General features: G+C 66.5%; 16 protein-coding genes. 7 read left to right on the forward strand and 9 right to left on the reverse strand.

Translation table 11 applies throughout. From position 1 onward, the window contains the following. Positions 1 to 4: 4 nt before the first annotated feature. Positions 5 to 1,843 (reverse strand): MOSC domain-containing protein, encoded by a 1,839-nt coding sequence (locus LZC95_44875; GenBank protein WXA93575.1) that lies wholly within the window; start codon positions 1,841 to 1,843, stop codon positions 5 to 7. Continuing rightward, positions 1,840 to 2,922: a pyridoxal-phosphate dependent enzyme gene (locus LZC95_44880; GenBank protein WXA93576.1), complete on the reverse strand. Its 1,083-nt coding sequence runs from the start codon at positions 2,920 to 2,922 to the stop codon at positions 1,840 to 1,842. The genes LZC95_44875 and LZC95_44880 overlap by 4 nt, the downstream gene beginning before the upstream one ends. Positions 2,923 to 3,016: 94 nt before the next feature. Between LZC95_44880 and LZC95_44885 the strand changes: the two genes are divergently transcribed. Next, positions 3,017 to 3,505: an Lrp/AsnC family transcriptional regulator gene (locus LZC95_44885; GenBank protein WXA93577.1), complete on the forward strand. Its 489-nt coding sequence runs from the start codon at positions 3,017 to 3,019 to the stop codon at positions 3,503 to 3,505. A 59-nt stretch (positions 3,506 to 3,564) separates the two neighbouring features. Here the strand turns inward: LZC95_44885 and LZC95_44890 are convergent, their stop codons facing one another. Together LZC95_44890 and LZC95_44895 are read right to left on the reverse strand one after the other, a co-directional pair. Further along, positions 3,565 to 7,371, reverse strand: a complete 3,807-nt coding sequence (locus LZC95_44890) for a protein kinase (GenBank protein ID WXA93578.1) — start codon at positions 7,369 to 7,371, stop codon at positions 3,565 to 3,567. 98 nt (positions 7,372 to 7,469) lie between these two features. Further along, on the reverse strand, positions 7,470 to 8,693 hold the full coding sequence (locus LZC95_44895) for a trypsin-like serine protease (protein ID WXA93579.1): 1,224 nt from the start codon (positions 8,691 to 8,693) through the stop codon (positions 7,470 to 7,472). Between the two features lie 210 nt (positions 8,694 to 8,903). Here LZC95_44895 and LZC95_44900 point away from each other — a divergent pair, with 210 nt between their 5' ends. Beyond that, on the forward strand, positions 8,904 to 10,226 hold the full coding sequence (locus tag LZC95_44900) for a sigma 54-interacting transcriptional regulator (protein WXA93580.1): 1,323 nt from the start codon (positions 8,904 to 8,906) through the stop codon (positions 10,224 to 10,226). Positions 10,227 to 10,249: 23 nt separating this feature from the next. Beyond that, the gene (locus LZC95_44905; protein ID WXA93581.1) at positions 10,250 to 11,008 is read left to right on the forward strand and encodes a glucose 1-dehydrogenase; all 759 of its coding nucleotides are present in this window, start codon (positions 10,250 to 10,252) and stop codon (positions 11,006 to 11,008) included. Here LZC95_44905 and LZC95_44910 read toward each other — a convergent pair. From LZC95_44910 to LZC95_44920, 3 genes are read right to left on the reverse strand one after another with little or no spacing between them, the layout of a single operon-like run. Further along, on the reverse strand, positions 11,005 to 11,850 hold the full coding sequence (locus LZC95_44910; GenBank protein WXA93582.1) for an exodeoxyribonuclease III: 846 nt from the start codon (positions 11,848 to 11,850) through the stop codon (positions 11,005 to 11,007). The two genes, LZC95_44905 and LZC95_44910, sit on opposite strands and share 4 nt — an antisense overlap. Before the next feature lie 17 nt (positions 11,851 to 11,867). Further along, positions 11,868 to 12,746 (reverse strand): flap endonuclease, encoded by an 879-nt coding sequence (locus LZC95_44915; protein WXA93583.1) that lies wholly within the window; start codon positions 12,744 to 12,746, stop codon positions 11,868 to 11,870. Between the two features lie 38 nt (positions 12,747 to 12,784). After that, the gene (locus tag LZC95_44920) at positions 12,785 to 13,183 is read right to left on the reverse strand and encodes a hypothetical protein (GenBank protein WXA93584.1); all 399 of its coding nucleotides are present in this window, start codon (positions 13,181 to 13,183) and stop codon (positions 12,785 to 12,787) included. A 30-nt stretch (positions 13,184 to 13,213) separates the two neighbouring features. Here LZC95_44920 and LZC95_44925 point away from each other — a divergent pair, with 30 nt between their 5' ends. After that, positions 13,214 to 14,173, forward strand: a complete 960-nt coding sequence (locus LZC95_44925) for a DUF72 domain-containing protein (GenBank protein WXA93585.1) — start codon at positions 13,214 to 13,216, stop codon at positions 14,171 to 14,173. A gap of 3 nt (positions 14,174 to 14,176) precedes the next feature. On the opposite strand, the gene LZC95_44930 is transcribed toward LZC95_44925, so the two are convergent. Further along, positions 14,177 to 14,863, reverse strand: coding sequence for a glutathione S-transferase family protein (locus LZC95_44930; GenBank protein WXA93586.1), 687 nt, complete (start codon positions 14,861 to 14,863; stop codon positions 14,177 to 14,179). Positions 14,864 to 14,887: 24 nt separating this feature from the next. After that, entirely contained in the window at positions 14,888 to 15,343 is a 456-nt protein-coding gene (locus LZC95_44935; GenBank protein ID WXA93587.1) for a VOC family protein, read from the reverse strand. A gap of 57 nt (positions 15,344 to 15,400) precedes the next feature. Here LZC95_44935 and LZC95_44940 point away from each other — a divergent pair, with 57 nt between their 5' ends. Genes LZC95_44940 through LZC95_44950 form a run of 3 tightly spaced genes read left to right on the forward strand, consistent with a single transcriptional unit; the run spans position 15,401 to position 20,184 of the window. Next, positions 15,401 to 17,056: a DUF255 domain-containing protein gene (locus tag LZC95_44940; protein WXA93588.1), complete on the forward strand. Its 1,656-nt coding sequence runs from the start codon at positions 15,401 to 15,403 to the stop codon at positions 17,054 to 17,056. Next, positions 17,053 to 19,353: an NB-ARC domain-containing protein gene (locus tag LZC95_44945; GenBank protein WXA93589.1), complete on the forward strand. Its 2,301-nt coding sequence runs from the start codon at positions 17,053 to 17,055 to the stop codon at positions 19,351 to 19,353. The genes LZC95_44940 and LZC95_44945 overlap by 4 nt, the downstream gene beginning before the upstream one ends. 15 nt (positions 19,354 to 19,368) lie before the next feature. Continuing rightward, positions 19,369 to 20,184, forward strand: a complete 816-nt coding sequence (locus LZC95_44950) for a transporter substrate-binding domain-containing protein (GenBank protein ID WXA93590.1) — start codon at positions 19,369 to 19,371, stop codon at positions 20,182 to 20,184.

Below are 20,184 nucleotides of genomic sequence, written 5' to 3' on the forward strand. Positions count from 1 at the left end.
GGAGTCAACCCTCGATGCACACATCGCTCGTGGGGACGGAGCAGCAGAGCAACGCGGTTTCGGGGGCGGGCGCCTCGAGAAGATCCACGAGGTGCGCGACCGAGCCCTCGGTCACACGATGGCGGCAACTCTGGCAAACGCCGCTCCGGCAACTGGACGCAAGGGCCAGGCCGGCGCGCTCGGCCAATTCGAGCAAGGTGTCGCCCTCGCGCCAGGTGGCTTCGACCCGACTGCGCGCAAAGCGAACACGAAATGGGCCCGGGGCAGGAGGCTTCGCGCACACGGGTGCGGCACGGCGCGGGGAGATGAACGCCTCGTAACGAAGGGGATAGGGCCAGGCGGATTTGGCATCGTGCAAGAAGGCGTCGGGGCCGCAAAGGTAAATGCCGGCGCCTTCGAGGGGCAGGCTTCCTCGAAGGTGTGCGAAATCGATGCGACCGGGGCGGGCGCCGAGGCGGGCGCACACCTCCTCGCGGGCGCGACTCAGATAAAGCGCGGTGTTCGCCGAAGGAAACGCGGATGCGAGGGCCTTCACCTCGGACCAAAGCGCGAGTTCGTCCTCGTTTCGAGCCCCGTGCACGATGTGGATCGGCGCGGGATAGTCACGCGGCAAACCGCGCAGCATGGCGGCGATGGGCGTGATGCCGATGCCCGCGCTCACGAAGACCAGGGGCGGCGTGCGCGCGTCGGGCGTCAGGGTGAACTCGCCGAAGGGACCCGAGAGGACGAGTTCATCGCCTTCGCGCACCGCTTCGTGCAAGTGCGACGACAGCCGGCCGTCGGGCTCGCGTTTGACGCTGATGCGCAAAAGGCCATCGTCGGTGACGTCCGACACCGTGTAGCAACGCCACACGGGCCCTGCGTCCGCAGACAGCGCGGGCGAGGCGTGGATGCGCACGTGTTTCCCCGGTTGCCACGTGCCGCGCAGGTGCGCGAGCGGATCGCGCAGCCAGAAACTCGTGACCTGCGGGCTTTCCTGCTTGCGGCGTTCAACGGTGGCGGCGCGGGCCCATTCGTGCGATGGCGGCGCGGTATCGACGGCGCCGCCGAAGCGCGTGCTGTCCGAGGCGATGCCCACCGCGCGGCAGCCATCCCCGACGGCGGCGCGGCCCGGGCGCACGATGCGGGCGTAGACGCCGCAAAAGACGTGTCCGAAGGTCCGCGCAAGAACCAGGGGGACGTGCACGTCGACGGCGGCGGTGCTCGGATTGACCGACGTGGCCTTGCATCGATCGATGGGACGAATCACCTCCAGCTCGGCGTCGCCGATGCGAATGCGCCGCCCCACCAGCGCGAGCTCACCCCACGCGGCGAGCCCGTCGAGGTACACGTTGCCGCGAAAGCGCAATGGATCGAGCTCGGCGCCGGCGGCGCGCGAGAGTTCGCGGACGGTCTCCAAGTTGATGATCGAAACCGCCGCGTCCCGGTGATCCCACAGGCCGAAACCCCTCGCCTCCACGAGCCCGGGCGAGCCTTGCGGGCCGGCCGGAAACCAGCTGGCCAGGGTCAGATTGCACGCGGCCACGCTTTGCGGCTCGGCCAAGTTCACCTGGATGACCTCACCGCGGGGCGAGCGAATGGAAAGTGCGAGGCCGTCCTCGTCGAAGTCGACTACGAAGGATGGCAAATCGGTATTCTGCGTGAGGCGAACGAAGGCCTGGCAGGGAACCCACGCCGGCACGTTGCCGCCTTCCAATGCGAGGCGCACTTGGCCATTGGCGACGGCGAATCGCCGATCGTGCGGGATGCCGGAGCCCGCCGAGAAATCGACGCTCGCGAGCTTCTGGGGGTGAAATCCTTTGATGGGATAACGGCATATCGCCGCAAGGTGGCCGAGATTCATGATGGTACGGGAGCTTCGGTGCCAATGAGGAGGATGCGTGCACGGGAATCGATGCCCAACACCGAGCGCGTCCCGGCGTCGTGGCAGGCGGCGAGAAGGCCGGCGGCCCCCGCTGCGCCGCACGGCGATTGCGCGATGCCGTCGCGTGCGATGGCGCGGGCCGCTTCCTCCGCGCCTGCATCGGTGATGGCGGCGAACGCGTGCGCCAGCGGCGAGAGGACGCGAAAGGCAAGCACCGAGGGCTCGCGGCAATCGAGGCGGCCGAGGATGGTGCGGCCGCCGGGGATTTGCGCGGGCGCTCCTCGGCGGGCGCTCTCCAGGAGGCAAGCGGCCGACATGGGCTCGACGACCACGAAGACCACGTCGCCCCAGCGTTCGCGAAGGTACGAGGCGCAGACCGCCGCAAGTCCGCCGACCCCCGCCTGCACGAAGACGTGCGTCGCCGGTCCGCCTTGGCGCTCGCAATCCGCCGCGGCCTCGTCGCACAAAACCGTGTAGCCCTGCATCACCTCGCGGACGGGTGTGGCATCTTCACCGGCCGCGTGAAGCGGCACGGTGTCGGAGATGATCGTCCATCCGCGCTGCTTGGCGCGAGCCTCCAGTAGGCGCAGACTCGCCTCGTAGTCTCGCCCGCCGCGCAGTGTTTCGGCCCCCAGGGCGTGCAGCCGCGCCTCGAAGCTTTGGGGAACGGACTCGCTCAGGCACACCACGCTTCGCACGCCCGCGGCACGCGCGCCGGCGGCAACGGAGAGCCCGTGATTGCCGGCGCTCGCGCACGCGACGGTGGTCGACGTTCCATGACGGCGCACATGGCAAAGCACCGCATGCGCCCCGCCCAGCGCCTTGAAGCTGCCCAGACCCATGCGCGCCGATTCGTCCTTGAGCAGGACCGCTTCGACGCCGAGCTCGCGCTCCATCCACGGGAGATGGCGCAGCGGCGTGGGCGCGTAGTCCATGAACTCGGACAGCAGCGCCCGCGCGGGGCCGACATGCTGCGCACCAAACGACAGCGCGTCTTGTGCAAGAGGAGGGCGTCGATTCAAGTGAAGGTCCAGGCGCCAAGGGCTCGACGTCGGCATGCGTTGCAATATAGCGCTCCGCAGGGCGGAATTACCGCGTTGTAAGGCGCAATGACGCGGCGAAACCGCGCATGTATGCCATACAATGCGGAATATGCGCAAAGATCGATATGACGTTCTCGACCGTATCGACCGCGGCATCCTCGCGCGGCTGCAAGAGGACGCACGGATCACCGCCGAGGCGATGGCACCCGACGTGGGTTTATCCATCGCCGCCGTGCAGCGGCGCATCAAGCGGCTGCGCGAAGAGGGCGTCATTCAAAAAGAGATCGCGGTGGTCGATCCGTTCAAGCTCGGGCAGGCGATGACCTTCGTCGTGTCCGTCGAACTGGATCGCGAGCGCCTCACGGATCTGGACGACTTCGAACGCACCATGCGCTCGGAGTCGCACGTCCAACAGTGCTACCGCGTGACGGGGACGACGGACTTCGTGCTGATCCTCCTCGCGCACGACATGACCGACTTCGAGACCTTCACGCGCCGCGCGCTCTACGAAAACGGCAACGTGCGCCGTTTCACCACCAACGTCGTCACCAGCCGCGTCAAAGTCGGACTCTCCGTGCCCATCGACGAATCCGAGTGAGTCTCGAACGTCAGAAGAAAATTCACATCCTTCTTGAGGTCCGAATTGACGTACGAGCTCTAAAGCTCCATGCGGAGGAGGCGCGCGTTCTCTGGGACGCGATCGAGGAAGGACGCGCGGAGGGCACCATCGGTCAACTTGCCGGCGAGGGCGAGTAGGCGCGCGCGAGCTCGAAGGATGGCCTCGCGTGCGGCGTCGCGCTCGCCGGTCGCGCGCAGGGCTTCGGCGTGGACGAGGCGAAGGCGGATCTCGCCGACTTCCACACCGCCGAGGGAGGCGAGAAGGTGCATCCCTTCGCGCGCGCAAAGAAGCGCATCGCGCGGGCGACCGCGCGCCAAAAGAATGCCGGCGAGGATGCCCGCAAAGGCGGAGCGGCTCTGCGGATTCTTGTCGCCGATCTGCTCCAGGGCGGCGCGCGCATAGCGTTCGGCGCCTGCGAGGTAGCCGCCCGACTCCAGCGCCAGCGCCATGTACGCGTGGGCCGTCGCATGCAGGCGCGGGTTGTTGCGCATACCGCCGATGGCTTCGCGCTCGCACGCGACGGCCTCGGCCCCCTCGCCGAGAATGGCCAGCGCCGGGCCCAAGTTGAGTCGCGCATGCGCGGCCATTGCAGGGAGCGCGAGCCGCTCGGCCTCGTCGATGCACGCGCGCAGGATGCGCACCGATTCCTCGTAGGCTCCGAGGAGCCGATAAAAGAGCCCGATGGCCGCGCCGCGCGCACGCAGCACGCGCCGCCGATCGCCGATGCTGGCGTAGAGCTCCGCGGCATCTTCCACCAAGCGAAGCGAGACATCGAGCTCGCCCTGGAGGTACGCCATGTCCGATTGCTCGTGCCGGAGATGCGCGAGCAGGTATGGATCGCTGCGACCGATGGACTCCGCCGCCTCGCGAACACCCCGAACGACCTGGGCAGCTTCGTCGTAGCGATTGCCGTAAAACAGCGCCCGGGCCACGGAGAGGAACGCCACCAGGGCCGGCGCGCGGGCTGGCCCCGGCGAAAGAAGCTCGGCGCGCAGCTGCAGGGTGCGATTCCAATTTTGCGTGGCCCGCATCGACACCGCGAGGGATGCCGCCGCGCGGTACCACGCGTCGGAGTGACGCGGCAGGAGAAGCATCGCTTCGCTGGAGCAGGCCTCGGCGGTCACGGTATCGCCGAGCCACTCGTGGGCTTCGGCTTGAACGAGGCGCAATGCGCCCAGCGATTCGCCGGCCGCACCACACGCCTCCGCCTTGCGGGTCAACTCGAGCGCACCGCGCAAGTCGTTGGCAAACAGGGCACGCTCGGCAGCGCGGGCGTACCGCGTTCGCGCGGCCTCGGTGTCGTCGCCGCGCTCGAAATGCTCCGCGAGCACCATGTCGTCGTCTTCGCCGGCGGCGACGAGCCATGCACCGGCGTGGCGATGGGCGTGCGGCCGATCGTCGTCGGTGAGCATGGCGTACGCCGCCTCGCGGATGGTCTCGTGACGAAATGCGTATTCCGCGTCGCCGACGAAACGCGATTCTGGGCACGGCACGACGACCTCGCGACGCGCGAGCTCCGCGAGCCAGAAGGCCGCATCCTCCTGCCCTTGGAGAAGCGCGCGGACGCCGCCCAGCCAGAAGACGCGCCCGAAGGTGCTGGCCGCGCGAAGCACGCGGCGGGCGCCGGGCTCCATCGCCTCGAGGCGCGCTTGCACCATGGCCAAGACCGTCGCGGGCAGCTCGGAGGAACCTTCCGCGGCAGCGCGAATCAGTTCTTCCAAGTAGAACGCGTTGCCGCCGGCGCGTTCGACCATCGCCGCGAGCTGCGGCGCTGGAACCGATTCACCGAGAAGCGCACGCACGAAGCGCTCGCTCGCGCGGCGTGGCAGCGCATCGAGGCGCATCTCGAGGACGCCGCGCTCGCGAAACAGAGAGGGAAAGGCTTCCTCGATTTCGGGTCGCGCGAACGCCACGACGGTGAGCGGCGCATCGTGCAACGTGCGCAAGGCCATCTCGATGGCGTGGAGGCTCGGGGCGTCACCCCAGTGCAGATCTTCGAGCACGATCAAGAGCGGGTGCGCGGCGCACGCGGCGCTCGTCCAATCGATCCATGCGCGGCGGATCTGGTCGTGCATCAGCGCGGGATCGCGCCGCGCGGCCACGAGTGCGGCGCTCGATGCGGCCGGATCGCCGATGCCGAGCAATTCGCAGAGAAACTCGTGAACCCGTGTCTGCGCAGCCTGGCCGCCGATGATTGCGGAGATGCGCACGCCGAGTTCGGCCCGGCGCTCGATATCGGGCGCGCCATCGCGCAGGCCGGCCGCGCAGCGAACCAAGTCGCGCAAAAAGCCAAAGGGCGAGCGCGCCGAGAGGGGTGCCCCGACCGCGAGCCATAGATGCGCCGCGCGGGAAGCACCGAGCTTCGACGCGAATTCGCGGCGGAGGCGGCTCTTGCCCATTCCCGATGGCGCCGTCACAAGGACGACACGCGCCACCGATTCGGCGATGGACTCGGCCAGCGCGCCCTCGAGGATCTGCATTTCGCGGTCGCGCCCCACGAAGGGGCTCCGCTTTCCGAGCAGGGTGCGCCCGGGAGCCGTGGGCGTGCGCACCTCGCCGAGGCGTGCCCCGCTTGCACCGCGTGCGATGACGAAGAGGCCTTCGAGCAAGCCGGCGGTCACGTCGTCCAGCACGATGGCGCCGGCGTCGCCTTCGCGCGACAACAAGTGCTCGGCGCGCTCGATGGCTTCACCGCTGGGATTCGGCCCAGCGAGAACGGCCCGCCCCGTGACGACGGCGAGGGGTGCATGCGGAAGCGCGCGGCGCAGTCCCATGGCCATCTGGGCCGCCCGCGCAGCGTGATCGGTCGCACTGCCTCGAATTTCCAAGAGCGCGGCGAAGCGCGCACCCGCATGAGCGCCGAGCGAGCGCGGCTCTGCGCCGTGCGCGCGCACGAGGTCGGCCACCCGCGGTATCTCCTCCGCGCGGGGCCCGAGGAGCACCAAGGACACGAGTCGCTGTTCCGCGGAAAGCCATGCCGGCGGCTCGCTCCGGACCAAGCGGATCCCATCGAGGCGGGCGAGCAACTCGGCCCCATCGCGTGGACGCGCCGCGGGCTCTTTCGCGAGCATCTGCGCAATCAGCTCGTCGAGCTCCGCCGGCACACCGGCACGGAGATCCCCAACGCGCGGAGGCTCCTCGAGCGCGATCTTGAGCGCCAGCGCGTGAACGTTGTCGCCGGTGAAGGGCGCGCGCCCCGTCAGGCATTTGTACAAAACGACGCCGAGCGAAAAGACGTCCGATGACGCGTCGAGCGACGAGGATTGCGCGCCGCGTGCTTGCTCGGGCGACATGTACGCGGGCGTACCGAGGAGTAACCCGCGCGAGATGCTCGAGCACACGCCATGGCCTGCACTCACCAAGCCGAAGTCGAGGAGCTTTGCGCGCGCAGGTTCGCGATCGACCAGGAAGATGTTCGCCGGCTTGATATCGCGGTGCACGAGCCCCTCGCGGTGCGCGGCCGCGAGTGCACCGGCCACGGCCCGCCCAAGGGCGACGGTGCTCTTCGGATCGAGCCGACCGCGCGCCAGGCGTGCCGAGAGATCCTCGCCCTGGAGCCACTCCATGACGAGGTACGGCAGGTCCGCAACGCCGTGCCCTACATAGCGCACGATGCGCGGGTGCCGAAGCTGTGCAAGTGCGCGCACTTCGCGTGCAAACCGCGAGGCGACGTGGGGGTCGAGCCCGAGCACGAGTTTGACCGCCACGTCGGCACCGGTTTCGAGATCGCGGGCGCGGTAGACCGCCCCCATGCCGCCCTCGCGAAGCAGCCGATCGAGCAACCATCGCCCACCGAGGACACGACCCACGTGCTCGATGCCTTCGTGTCCACCGTAAATGGTCAATGCGGACCCCCGAATCGCGAAGCGCGATCGTACCAAAGGTCCACTTTTCGGAGAAGGGCGAGGCGCCCGAAGGGTTTAGCTCTCTTTCATGGGATGTTTTACGGCGATCCGACCGTCAACGTGCTCGTGTAGCTCTGCGTCGTATAGCTCGGGGAGGTGACGCGTACGAGGTACCTTCCTCCGCCGTCGGACACGTGGTGCACGCGCGTCGGTGTGGTGTTCTCGACGTAGTACCAGCCGCCGTTCCAATATTTGAAAAGGGAAAGCTGCGCATCGCCGCTCGCCTCGAGGTTGACGTCATATTCGAGGCTCCCGGAGAGCGAAAAGCTCTCGAGGTCGACGTCGCCGGCCGGGCTGAGTGAGCCCCGCAGGCATTGGCCGATCGGATTCGCCTGCGTGGATCGGTTGTTGGGCTCACGTTCCGGCGTCGGACAAGGCTCCCCACCACCCGCGTCGGGGGGCGTCCCCGAATCGGTCCCCGCGTCCGTCCCGGAATCCGTTCCGGCATCGGTGGGCGCGCCGGCATCGCCTGAATTCAGGTACGAATCGATGAAGGACTTGTACACATCGACGCGCTGAAAATGCGAAGGCTCGGTGCAGCCGCTGGTGTTCGTGTACGAATTGGTGCCAATGATGGTTTCCACGCCATTCAAAGTCACCAGCGCAGGCCCGCCCGAATCGCCGAGGCACGTGCGCCGCGTACTGTCCCCCACGACCACCGTGTGCCCATCGTTCTCCAGCTTGTTGACACTCGTCGTGGCCTGATACTTCTTCACATTGAAGGTACCTGAAACCGTCTGACCATATCCAATGATCCGCGACGACTTGCCCACGATGCTGGAATCGAGCGCCGTTCGGTTGATGGGCAACGGCGTGATGGATACCGGCTCGGAGAGAATGGCCACGCCCACATCGGCCGGGTAACCCGCACCATTGGGATCGTACTGCGGGTGCGCGTGCACCTCGCGCACGGCCTTGAGATGCGGCTTGAGCGTCTTGACGCTGGACTTGTACGGTGTCGCATCCGGCTCGAGAAACACGCCGAAGGTATGGCCGGTATGGTTCGGCGTATCGACGCAATGCGCCGCGGTGAGGAGCACGGTGGGGGAAATCACCTCCGCCGTGCAGGTGTAATACGTGGATTCGTCGGCAGGATACGAGACGAGCATCACCACCGCCGGATCGCCTTCGTCGGCGGTGCCGCCGATGATCGGGGACGAGCTTCGTGCGGGCGGCGGAGTGCCCGTGTCGTTGCTGCTGCATCCCGCGTAGCCGATGGCGAGGATGATGCCGGCGAATACGATACTATGACGGTTTCGCATGATGGCCTCCATGGTTCGTGCCGCGCGCCCATGGCAAGCCCTATACCGAAGTACGATTTTGCCAAAAGAACGTTTCACCTTCGCAAAATCCGGTGCGACAAACAGGTCCATGCGACGAATGGGTCGCATCGAAGATCGGATATACGGGCCTGGCTCGAATCGGTTATCGTGATGTGCGTGTCGCACGCCATCGATTTCGAGCGGACTGTGATGCAACAGCACGATGCCGATGCGGGCGAATGCATCTTCGTCGTCACCGTGGTGGATGGCCCCGATGCCGGGGTGGCCATCACCTTGGATGGATCGCAGCCTTCGTGCCTCTTGGTCGGGCAGGGCCCTGCATGCGCGCTCAAGCTGACCGATCGCGAGGTCTCCCGGCGCCACATTGCACTCGAACCGCGCGGCACCATGCTGCACGTGCGCGATCTCGGTTCGACGAATGGCACGTACTTGGAGAAGGTGAAGATCATCGAGGCGGAGCTGTCCGGCGGAGAGGTGGTGCGCATTGGCTCGACGCGGCTTCGGATCGAGCGCCGGTTGGAGCCGGCCACCCCGCCGCCCAAGATGGACGCGTTCGGCCGGGTGCTGGGCGGAAGTCTGGAGATGCGGCGGCTTTATCCGCTTTGCGCGCGCCTCGCACGGTCGAACATTCCCGTGCTCATCGAGGGCGAAACGGGGACGGGCAAGGAACTGCTCGCCGAATCGATCCACGAGGAGGGGCCGCGCGCGACCGCCCCGTTCGTGGTCTTCGATTGCACGGCGGTGCCGGCGAATCTCGTGGAATCCGAGCTTTTCGGGCATGAGCGAGGTGCTTTTACCGGCGCGGTCAGCGCCCGGCGCGGCGTTTTCGAGCAGGCCGATGGTGGCACGTTGCTCATCGACGAGATTGGCGAATTGGATATCACACTTCAGCCAAAGCTCTTGCGCGCCCTGGAGCGCTCGGAAGTCCGGCGCGTGGGCGGTGACCGCTCGATGAAGTTCGATGTCCGCGTCCTATCGGCCACGCGGCGCAATCTCGATCACGAGGTGCAGGCCGGGCGCTTTCGGGATGATTTGTTCCATCGCCTCGCCGTCGCGCGCATCGAGCTTCCGCCGTTGCGCCGCCGCCGGGGCGACATTCCGCACCTCGCGCGGGCCATCTGGGCGGCCTCCGGCGGCGCGCCCGCGGAGCTTTCGGAAACGTTGCTCCGGCAATGGAGTGACTACCCATGGCCCGGGAACGTGCGCGAGCTGCGCAATGCCGTCGTGCGCCGTTTGGCCTTGGGCGAGCTGGCCCCTCCACCGACGAGCGCGCCCGAGCTGCTCGAGTCGCTCGAGTCGTCCCAGGAGGGCCCCATCCACGGGGTGCTCGAGCAGATCCTCGCGCAGAATCTGCCGTTCGGCGCCGCGCGACAACGTGTGCTCGAGGCCTTCGAGCGTCGCTACGTGGAGCGAACGCTGGCCGAACACGGTGGCAACGTCCTGCGCGCAGCGGCCGCGTCCGGCGTCGCGCGCAGGCACTTTCAACGCGTGAAAAGCCGCAGTCTCAAATAGACTCTCACCATGGAGAGACCCACGTGTTCGACTTGATAGGGAAGCGCGCGCTCGTAACCGGTGCATCGCGAGGAATCGGACGAGCCATTGCCGTAGCCTTGGCCAAGCACGGCGCCGATGTCGCCGTGCATGCTCGAACGACGGAAGCCTTGAACGGTGTCGCCACCGAGATCGCCGGCATGAAACGCACCGCGCCGATGCTCGCGGCCAACGTCGCCGATCCCGAGGCCACCGAACGGCTCGTGGCCGAGGCCATTGCCAAACTGGGCGGGCTCGACATCCTCGTGAACAATGCGGGAGGCTCGTACACATCGAGCCCCGTCTCCGTGCTCGAGGTCTCGCTCGAAAATTGGAATCACACCCTCGCCTGGAATGCGACATCCATGTTCGTGCTGATGCGAGCCGCGGGTGCGCACATGGTCGAGCAGCGACGGGGAAGCATCATCAACGTTGCCAGCGTCGGCGGTCTGCGCGGCTCCCGATCGTCGGCTTCTTACGGCGCCGCGAAAGCCGCCGTCATCTCGATGACCCGAATCGCCGCCGTCGATTGGGCCGCCGCCGGGGTCCGCGTCAATGCGCTATGCCCCGGTTGGACGGCGACCGATCTCACACGGCCCCTGCGCGAAAGCGACGATGTCAACCAGCGCATCGTGGCGTCGATCCCGATGCGCCGGTGGGCCGCGCCAGAGGAATTGGCGGCTCCCGCTCTCTTTCTCGCGTCCGACGCATCCTCCTACATGACGGGTCAGACCCTCGTCGTCGACGGCGGAATGAGCGCCTAAAACAGCTTCAACTGCCCCTCTTTCGCGGCCTCGGTCGCGGGAGAAGGTGGCGGCTGTTCGGAGGGCGGCTCGGGCGACACGTCGGGCGCCGGCATGTCGAACACCGCGTGCACCGGGCAGTGATCGCTCGCACCGAACTCGGGAAAGGCCTCGCAGCTCGAGGCGCGCTGGGCCAATGCCGCGCTGCAAAGGACGTAATCCAAACGCCACCCGATGTTGCGCGCGCGCATGTTGCGCCACGGCGCCCACCAGGTGAAGAGCTGGTCGGTGTCCGGATGAAACTGCCGCGAGAGATCGACCAAACCCTCGCCGATGATGTGTTCGAGCTGCGAGCGCTCGTTCGGCGTTTGCCCGATTTGCTGCGGCCGGCGCAAGGTGGGGTGCACGTCGCGCTCCTCTCGCGCCACATTGAGATCGCCCACGAGGATCAGCGATTTGCCTTCGGCGTGCACCTGGCGCACGAAGTCGGCCATGGCATTCAGAAAGCGCGTCTTCGCGGGGAAGTCCTTGCCGCCGTTGGGCACGTACACCGAGGCGAACACCAGATTGCCCGCGGTGGCCGTCACGATGCGCGTCTCGTGATCGAACTCCGGGTGCGCGAACACGGGGCGCGTCGGAAAGGTGGAACGCGCCAGGTGCAGCGCCACACCGGAATAACCTTTGTGACCGTGCCAGTAGCACCAATATTGCTCGAGGTTGGAAAGCGCCGCGGGCACCTGGTCGGGCGACGCCTTCACCTCTTGCAGGCAGAGCACGTCGGGCCGGTGGCGGTCGATCCACGTGAGAACGTCCGGCTCTCGGGCGCGAATGCCGTTGACGTTCCAAGTCGTGATGGTCAGCATCGCCTCATCATAGTGAATCACGTCCAGCGTGCGACGCGATCGACGAGGCCGCTCGCCCCAATGGATGCGCAAAATTCGCGGAAGATGGGCGGCGTGCCCTTGTACTCGAGGCCGTCGAGCGTCTCGGTGAGGGGCACATCCACGCGCAAGGTCGCCAGCGTCTTGTAGAGCAGCGCCTCGGTTTTGCGCTCGACCAAGGTGGCGGCCAATCGATCGGCACCGCGGACGGCCCGCGTCAGGTCCGCCGGCCAGTCCTTGGTGCGCTCGGGGATGGCCTCGATGGATCCGAAGACGCAGAGCACGCGTGCGGCCGATTTTTCCCCCCAGCCGGGTAGCCCGGGGTACCCATCGGCCGAGTCCCCCACGAGGGCCAGCCAGTCGGCAATCGACGCGGGCGGCACGCCGAACTTCGCGCGGACGCCTTCTTCGTTCATCGTGGTATTGCGCCGGCGGTCGAGCATGATGACGTGATCACCGCGCACGCACTGCGCGAGGTCCTTGTCGGGCGTGGCGATGAGCACCTGCTCGACCTCGCCCGCGAAGCGGTCCGCGCCGGCGGCGAGTGCGTCATCGGCCTCGAATTCGACCATGGGCCACACCACGAGACCGAGGGCGCGAATGCCCTCCTCCACGAGATGGAATTGGCTCAAAAGATCCTGGGGAACGCCGATTTCCGTTTTGTAGCCGTCGTAGAGGCCATTGCGAAACGAGCGGACGACGTGGTCCGTGGCGCACGCCACGTGGGTGGCGCCTTCGGTCTGCACGAGCTTTTGCAACGTGCCGAGCACGCCGCGTGTGGCCCCGACTTCTCGCCCATCCGGCGCACGCGTGGAGGGCACGGCAAACCATGCGCGGAACAATTCGTACGTAGCATCGACCAGGTGCAGGCGCGGCATGCTCGCATGGTGGCACACTCACTGCGCGCCGGGGAAAATCAGTGGCGGGCGAGCGCGATGACATGGACGGCCACCGCAAGGACGATGGCCGTGGCGGTGGCCAGGTGTTGCCTGCGCTTTTTGGCGCGATCGCGCAAGCGAAGGTTGCGCAGTTGAAGGCCGAGGCCCGCGTGGGCCATGAGCAGGAAGAAGGCGATGCCGCCGGGAAGCAGCGCGGTCATGCCGCCGCCGACGGCCGCGGGCGAGCCGAGCATTTGCACGATGGCCAAGGTGTGCACGAAGGCGACGCCCACCACGAGCAGCCCGAACACGACGTGCGTACGAATGAGCGGCGAATCGGGCGCGGCCCGCTTTCCGGCGCGCAGTCGCTGTCCGAGCGGCAACGTGGCGGCTAGGACGATGAGAACGACGGAGATCCATCCGCTCCAAGCGGTCATGAGCTGTGGTTTTCGCATAGGATGGCGCCAATGCAAAACGTGCTGTTCGATCTGCCGCCTCCCGCGCTGGATCCCGTTCCCCCCAGCGAAGAGCACGTACGCCTCGCCGCCGAGCTACCCGATGGCATTGCCCTCGGCTGCATGACGTGGTCTTTCCCAGGGTGGATCGGTGTGGTCTACGCGAAGGGCACGCCGGAGAAGCTTTTGGGGGCGCGAGGCCTGACGGCGTACAGCAAGAACCCGCTGCATCGCATCGTGGAGCTCGATCGAAGCTATTACGACCCGATTCCCGCAGCCGCATACCGTGAGTACGCCGACCAAGTGCCCGATGGGTTTCGCCTGTTCGCCAAGGCCCACGAGGAGTGCACGGTGCTGCAATTCCCGCAGCATCCGCGGTATGGCAAAAAGCGCGGTGCGCACAATCCGCGTTTCCTGGACGCGGCGTACGCGTCCGACGCGGTGGTGGGCCCTTTCGCCGAGGGGCTCGGCGCCAAGATGGGCGGGCTCTTGTTTCAGTTTCCGCCGCAGGACGTCGGCGATCCGCGCGCCTTTGCCGGCCAGCTGCACGACTTTCTGCGGCGCCTTCCAAAGGGCGTGCCGTATGCCGTGGAAGTTCGAAATGCCGAATTGCTCACCAAGGCCTATTTCGCTGCACTCGAAGATACGGGCGCCGTGCATTGCCACAATCAGTGGACATCGATGCCGTCGGTGCTGACGCAGGTCAAACTCGCTCCGCCGGGTGCGCGCAGGCCTCTGGTGATTCGATGGCTTCTGCGCGAGGGCGACAAATACGAAGAGGCGCGGGCACGCTATGCCCCCTTCAACCGCATCGTGGCGGAAGACCGCGACAACCGCGACGCGATTGCACGCATCGTCGTCAAGGCGCACCAGCACGGGGTGCCGTCGTTCGTATTCCTGGACAACAAAGCCGAGGGATGCGCGCCCGAGACCCTGCTCCGCCTCGCGCGCGCCATCCGATCCTTGCTGTAGCCGTCAGGCTTTCGCGCGCAGGTCCTCGACCAAGACGCCGTTGCTGCCCACGCCGTCCTCGTGGTCCTTGGGCCGCCACGTCTCCGCGAGCCCGGCCTCGTACCAGCGGCGCACCGACGGAAGCTCGCGCAACCGCGTCGCATACGCCAGCGATGCCTCGTCCAGCGCGAGGCCGTAGGTCTGGATGCGAAAGGCGACCGGCGCGAAAAAGGCGTCCACCGCGGTAAAGCTCTTCCCGGCGAGGAACGGACCGCCAAACCGCGAGAGCCCTTCGTTCCAAAGCTCGCTGAGGCGATCGAGATCGCGGCGAAGCTCCGCGCCAATCTCGCGAAGCTGCACGCGAATGCCAATGTTCATGGGACAGCCACCGCGCAGGGCGGTGAAGCCGGCATGCATCTCCGACGCGGCGGAGCGCGCCCATGCGCGTGCTTTTCCATCTTTGGGCCAAACCCCCTCGTGCCGCTCCGCCAGGTACTCCGCAATGCTGAGCGATTCCCACACGACGGTGCCCTCGTCGATCAAACAAGGCACCTTCCCCGTCGGCGAAAACTTCCGAAACCGCTCCCAACTGGAGCCTTCCTCGAAGGCCACCAAATGCTCCCGAAACGGAATTCCGAGTTCACTCAAAAGCACCCACGGCCGCAACGACCATGAGGAATAATTCTTATTCGCAATATAAAGGTCGTACATGATACGCGCACCTTACATGAATTTTCACTTCGGAACGTAGGCCTCGACGCGGCGTTGGATTTCTTCGTTGGAGAGGTCTTCGATGTGTTGGGTGATGATCCAGCGGTGGCCGAAGGGATCGACCAAGCGGCCTTGGCGTTCGCCGTAGAATTGATCTTCGATGGGAAAGACGACGGTGGCGCCGGCGCGGACCATGCGTTCGCCGACGGCGAGGGCGTCTGCGACCTCCAACGTGAGCATGACGGGGGAGCCGCCCAAGGAGGGAGGCGCGTCGTTTTTCCAATCGCGTGCCTCTTCGGAGAGGCTGAATTTGGTCTCGCCGATCGCAAGCTCGGCGTGCACGATGTGGCCGTTCAACTTCGGATCGGCGAAGCGCGCAATCTCTTTGGCCCCGAGGGCCTCGACGTAAAATTCGATGGCGCGCGCGGCGCCGCGGACGATGAGGTGCGGAGAAACGCGAGGGGGATCTTTCGTCGCCATGGCAACGGATGTTAAGACGGAACCGATTGGGGTGCACGTTCGTACATGACTCGGAAGATGACACGTCGACTCAGGCGCACCTGGCAGGCATCGATTCTCGGCTGTGTACTTGGGCTCTCCGGTTGCGCGCATCCCACGCAGCCTCCTCGAATGACGCATCGCTCGGAGCCGAGCCGCGGACCGGACGCCTCGCCCAAGGAGCCACTCGATTGGGCGCCCTTCGACGCGCGCACCTTCGAGCGGGCGAAACGGGAGCGCAAATTCATCGTGCTCGATGGCTCCGCAGAGTGGTGCCACTGGTGCCATGTCATGGAGTCGACCACGTACCACGATGCCAAAGTGGCCTCCGTGCTTCAGCGCCATTTCATCGCGGCAAAAGTCGATGTCGATGCGCGGCCCGATATCGAGGAACGGTACCGCGCGTGGGGATGGCCCGCCACGGTCATCTTTTCGCCCGACGGCGACGAATTGGGAAAATACCGCGGGTACATGGCGCCAGGTGAATTCGCAGATTTGCTCGCCGCCGTGGTGGCGGCAGGTCCGAATGCAGCACGGGTCGAGGCGGCGGCGGAGCGGCCTACGCCGGATACACCGCTCGCTGCGGAAACATTGGCCTGGGCCGCACATTGGGCCGAGGTCGAATTGGAAGAATATTGGGACCCCAAGGAGGGCGGCTGGGGCGTCGAACCCAAGGTTCCCATTCACGAGAATACCGAATTTGCATTGAAGCGCGCCACTCGCGGCGATACGCGATTGCGCGAGCATGCGCTCACTGTGCTGGAGAAACAAAGAAACATCATCGACCCGGTGTGGGGCGGCATTTATCAATATTCCGTCGCACCCGATTGGGTTCATCCCCACTTCGAAAAATTGATGGAATTCAACGCCGGGGCGCTCGCCGACTACGCGGCGGCCTACACGCTCACCCACGACGAGCGATGGCTGCGAGCTGCACGCGACATCGATCGGTATTTGCGCGCCTTCATGATCAGCCCCGAGGGCGGGTTTCACGGGACACAAGATGCAGATTTGAATGCCCACGACCGTGAAAAACGCTTCATGGACGGCCACGACTATTATCGATTGGGCGACCGCGAACGGCGCGCCTTGGGCGTCCCGCGCGTCGATCCCAACGAGTACGCGGAGGATGGCGGCCTCGCCATTGCCGCCTACGTCACCTTGTACGAGGCCACGCGGGACGCGTCCGCGCTCGCCATTGCGAAGCGCGCGAGCGCGCGTGTGGCCGCCACCCACACCGCGCCGCGCGGAGGTATCACGCACGGCATCGAAACGGAGCCCCCTCGCCTGCTCCACCTCGCAGACCATGCCGCGTATGGATATGCACTGGCGCGACTGCACGACGTGGAGCCCGACGCGGCGACGTTGGCGGCGGCCAAGCGTGTGGCCGACTTTGCCTTGGCCGAATTGTACGACCCGAACCAAGGCGGGTTTTACACGCACACCCGGGATCCCGATGCGGTGGGCGTCTTTCAGCGGCGGCGCAAACCGTTCAACGAGAACATGCTCATGCTGCGATTTCTGGTCAAATTGCGGTCCAAACTGCAAGGGACCGGCCCGACGACGGAATACGCCAAAGCCATCGACAAGAGCTTGCGCTACTGGACCGATCCCGAGCGCATGAAGGACGCGGGGCGGTTCATCGGGGATTATCTCTCGCTCGTGGACGAGATAAGCTCGCCCTCGAGAAAATGACACGCACGCCGCATGCATCGAAAGAGGTCCCCCGCGAGCCGATGTTCGGGCGCGACACCGTGTGCGACGATGTCGCGTCTTGCTTCGATCGCGGGCTGCGCCTGGTCACCTTGGTGGGGCCCGGCGGCATCGGGAAATCGCGCCTCGCGGAGGAAGTCGCCTTTCGCCTGCGCGAAACCTGGCCCACGCGCACGGTGGGCCTTTCGGCCAGCCGCGATGTGACGCGTTCCATCGCGCGCGCCCTCGGGATCAAGCTGGGTCGCACGGCGCAGTCGGAGGAGGACGACTCGCTCACCAGGTTGGTCGATGCGCTGCGCAACCACGATCCTATGCTCATCGTGCTGGACGATGCCGATGCCGTCCTCGAGCAGGCGGCATCGTTCGCCCGCGCATGCCGGGAGGCGCTGCCGGAGATTCGGCTCTTGGTCACCACGCGCGAGCCGCTGGGCATCGCGCAGGAGCACGTCACCGCACTGGAGCCGCTGCCGCTCGATGCCGCGGTGGCCATGTTCGAAGCGCGCGCGGGGCAGACCGAGGGCGAGGACATTCGCCCGCTGGTCGAGCGGCTCGACGGGATTCCGCTGGCCATCGAATTGGCGGCGAGCCGCGTTCGCGTGATGAGCCCGAAGGAGCTGCTCGTCCGCCTCGAGGAGCGCTTTCGTATTTTGAAATCGGACCGGCGCGATTTGCGCGAACGGCATTTGACCCTGGCCGGTACGTTGGAGTGGTCCTGGGAGCTTTCGGCGCCGGACGAGCGGCAAGCCTTCGCGTGCCTCGGTGCTTTTACGGGGCCGCTCACCTTGGAGGCGTTCGAGGCGGTGGTCGGGCCGGAGCTCGAGGGCGATCCCATCGACGTGGCCTCGGCGCTGCTGCGCAAATCGTTGGCCACGCGCCTCGATGTGCGCGGGCCGGCGCGGCTGTCCATGTTGGAGACGCTGCGTGCGTTCGCGCGCTCGAAGCTCGCGTCGCTGCCGGCGCAGGCGGAGATCGAGCGGCGGCATGCCCTGTTTTACCTCGGGCGCGCCGAGCAGATGGCGGCGCGCACGTACGGCGCCGGCGGGGTGCAGGCGCTCGATGAGCTCGAGGCGGACTTGCCCAATTTGCTGGCCATCTTCGATCGCGAGGTCACACGCACGCCGGAGATTGCCGCGCGCATCGGTGTGTCGCTCGCCGATCTCGCGTTTTTCCGAAACGCGATCGACCTTCACAACCCGTGCATCACGCTCACGCGGCGCGCGGCGGATGCGTCGGGCGATGCGGCGCTGCGCGTGCGGGCACGCGTGCTCGGGGCCCGCATCGCGCTGGAGCTCGGGCACGCGGATTTGGCCGAAAAGACGCTGGGGGAGGCACTCGGGCTCGCCCAGGAAACGGCGCTCGAGGCCGAGGTGCTGCGCAGTCTCGGTTGGGCGCGCCTTGCGCTCGGGCGCATCGACGAGGCCGAAGAGGCGCTCGGGCGCGCGTTCGAGCAGCACCACGCGGCGGGCGACGCGCGCGGTGAGGCCGACGCGCTGGCGGCGCAGGGCATTGCGCGCGCGCTGAGCGGCGAGATCGATCGGGCGCACGTGTTCCTCGCGGCGGCGCACGCGTTGCACGTGACGTCGGGGGAGACGATCCGGCGCCTCAAGGTCGTCGAGATGGCCAGCCTCGTGGGTCTCAATCTGGAAGCGGAGAGCGCGCCGCCGACCATCGACGATCTGCGGGCCTCGGCGGAGGCGCACCACACGGCGGGTCGCGCGTGGCGTGCGGCGCTCGATCTGCTTCGCGTGGCGGAGCACGCGTCGGCCGCGGGCCACGATGAGGACGCGCGCGCGGCACTGGAAACGGCGCGGCGCTACGCCGAGGAGGCGCACGTGCCCGCGGCCTTGTGCGACACGGTCGCGCACGCTGCACGTTTTTCGACGCAGCCTCTCTCCCTCCTCGATGTGAAGGGGTCGGCGAAAGGGCCGAAGCGGGAAGCGGCCGATCCCACGCCGCAATGGCGCGTGGGCCCCGAAGCGCGATGGCTGGTGACGCCCGATGGAACGCGCACCGATTTGACGCGGCATGGTCCCGTCCGGCGCATCCTCGATGCCCTGACCACCTTGCATGCGTCGGACAAAGGACACGCGATTTCTGCGGTGGAACTGCTCGAGGCGGGTTGGCCCGGCGAGCGCGTTCGCTACGAGGCGGGCATGCTGCGCGTCTACACGGGGATCCGACGGCTGCGCAAACTCGGGCTGGAGCCCATTCTCGTCACCCGCGACGATGGCTATTTGCTCGACCCGGCGGCCCACGTCATGCGCGACGATGCGCTATGATGCCGCCCCATCTGCATGGTGCCCTCTCGCTTCTTCTTCATGGTCGCATTCGTAGGTGTCTCGTCCGTGCTCCCCGCGTGTGAAGGCAATCACGACGCCGCAAGTCCTCCTTCGACCGGTGCCACGACGGGCCGCCTGCAAGAAATCGCCAACCGCGGCGAGCTTCGCGTGTGCAGCACCGGGGACTACCGCCCCTTCACGTTCTACGAGGCGGGCACCTCGACCTGGAGCGGCATCGACGTGGACATGGCCGACGATCTCGCGCGCCGCCTCGGCGTGCGCCGGACCATGGTGCATACGACCTGGAAGAACCTCGTGCAGGACTTCACCTCCAAGTGCGATATCGCCGTCGGCGGTATCTCGATCACCTTGGAGCGGTCGAAATTGGCATTCTTCAGCGACGCCTACCTCGATGACGGCAAAGTGCCCATCACGCGGTGCGAAAACGAATCGCGTTTTCACACGATCGAGCAGATCAACCGCCCCGAGGTGAAGGTCATCGTCAATCCGGGCGGCACGAACGAGCAATTCGTCCGTGCCCATCTGGCGAGTGCCAACGTCATCGTCCACCCGGACAACAATACGATTCACCACGAAATCGCGGCAGGCCGCGCCGACCTGATGATCACGGACAGCGCCGAGGCCCAGTGGCAGGCCAAGAAGAACCCCGAGCTCTGCGCGGTGAATCCCCAAAAGCCGTTCACCTTCAGCCAAAAGGCGTACCTACTACCCTTGGGCGATACCGCCTTTCAGCATTACGTGAACCAATGGCTGAATCTCACCCGCCACGATGGCACTTACGAGCGCATTGCCAAGCCGTGGCTTGGGTAG

It is taken from the genome of Sorangiineae bacterium MSr12523 (genome assembly GCA_037157775.1).
GTDB lineage: Bacteria > Myxococcota_A > Polyangia > Polyangiales > Polyangiaceae > Pendulispora > Pendulispora brunnea.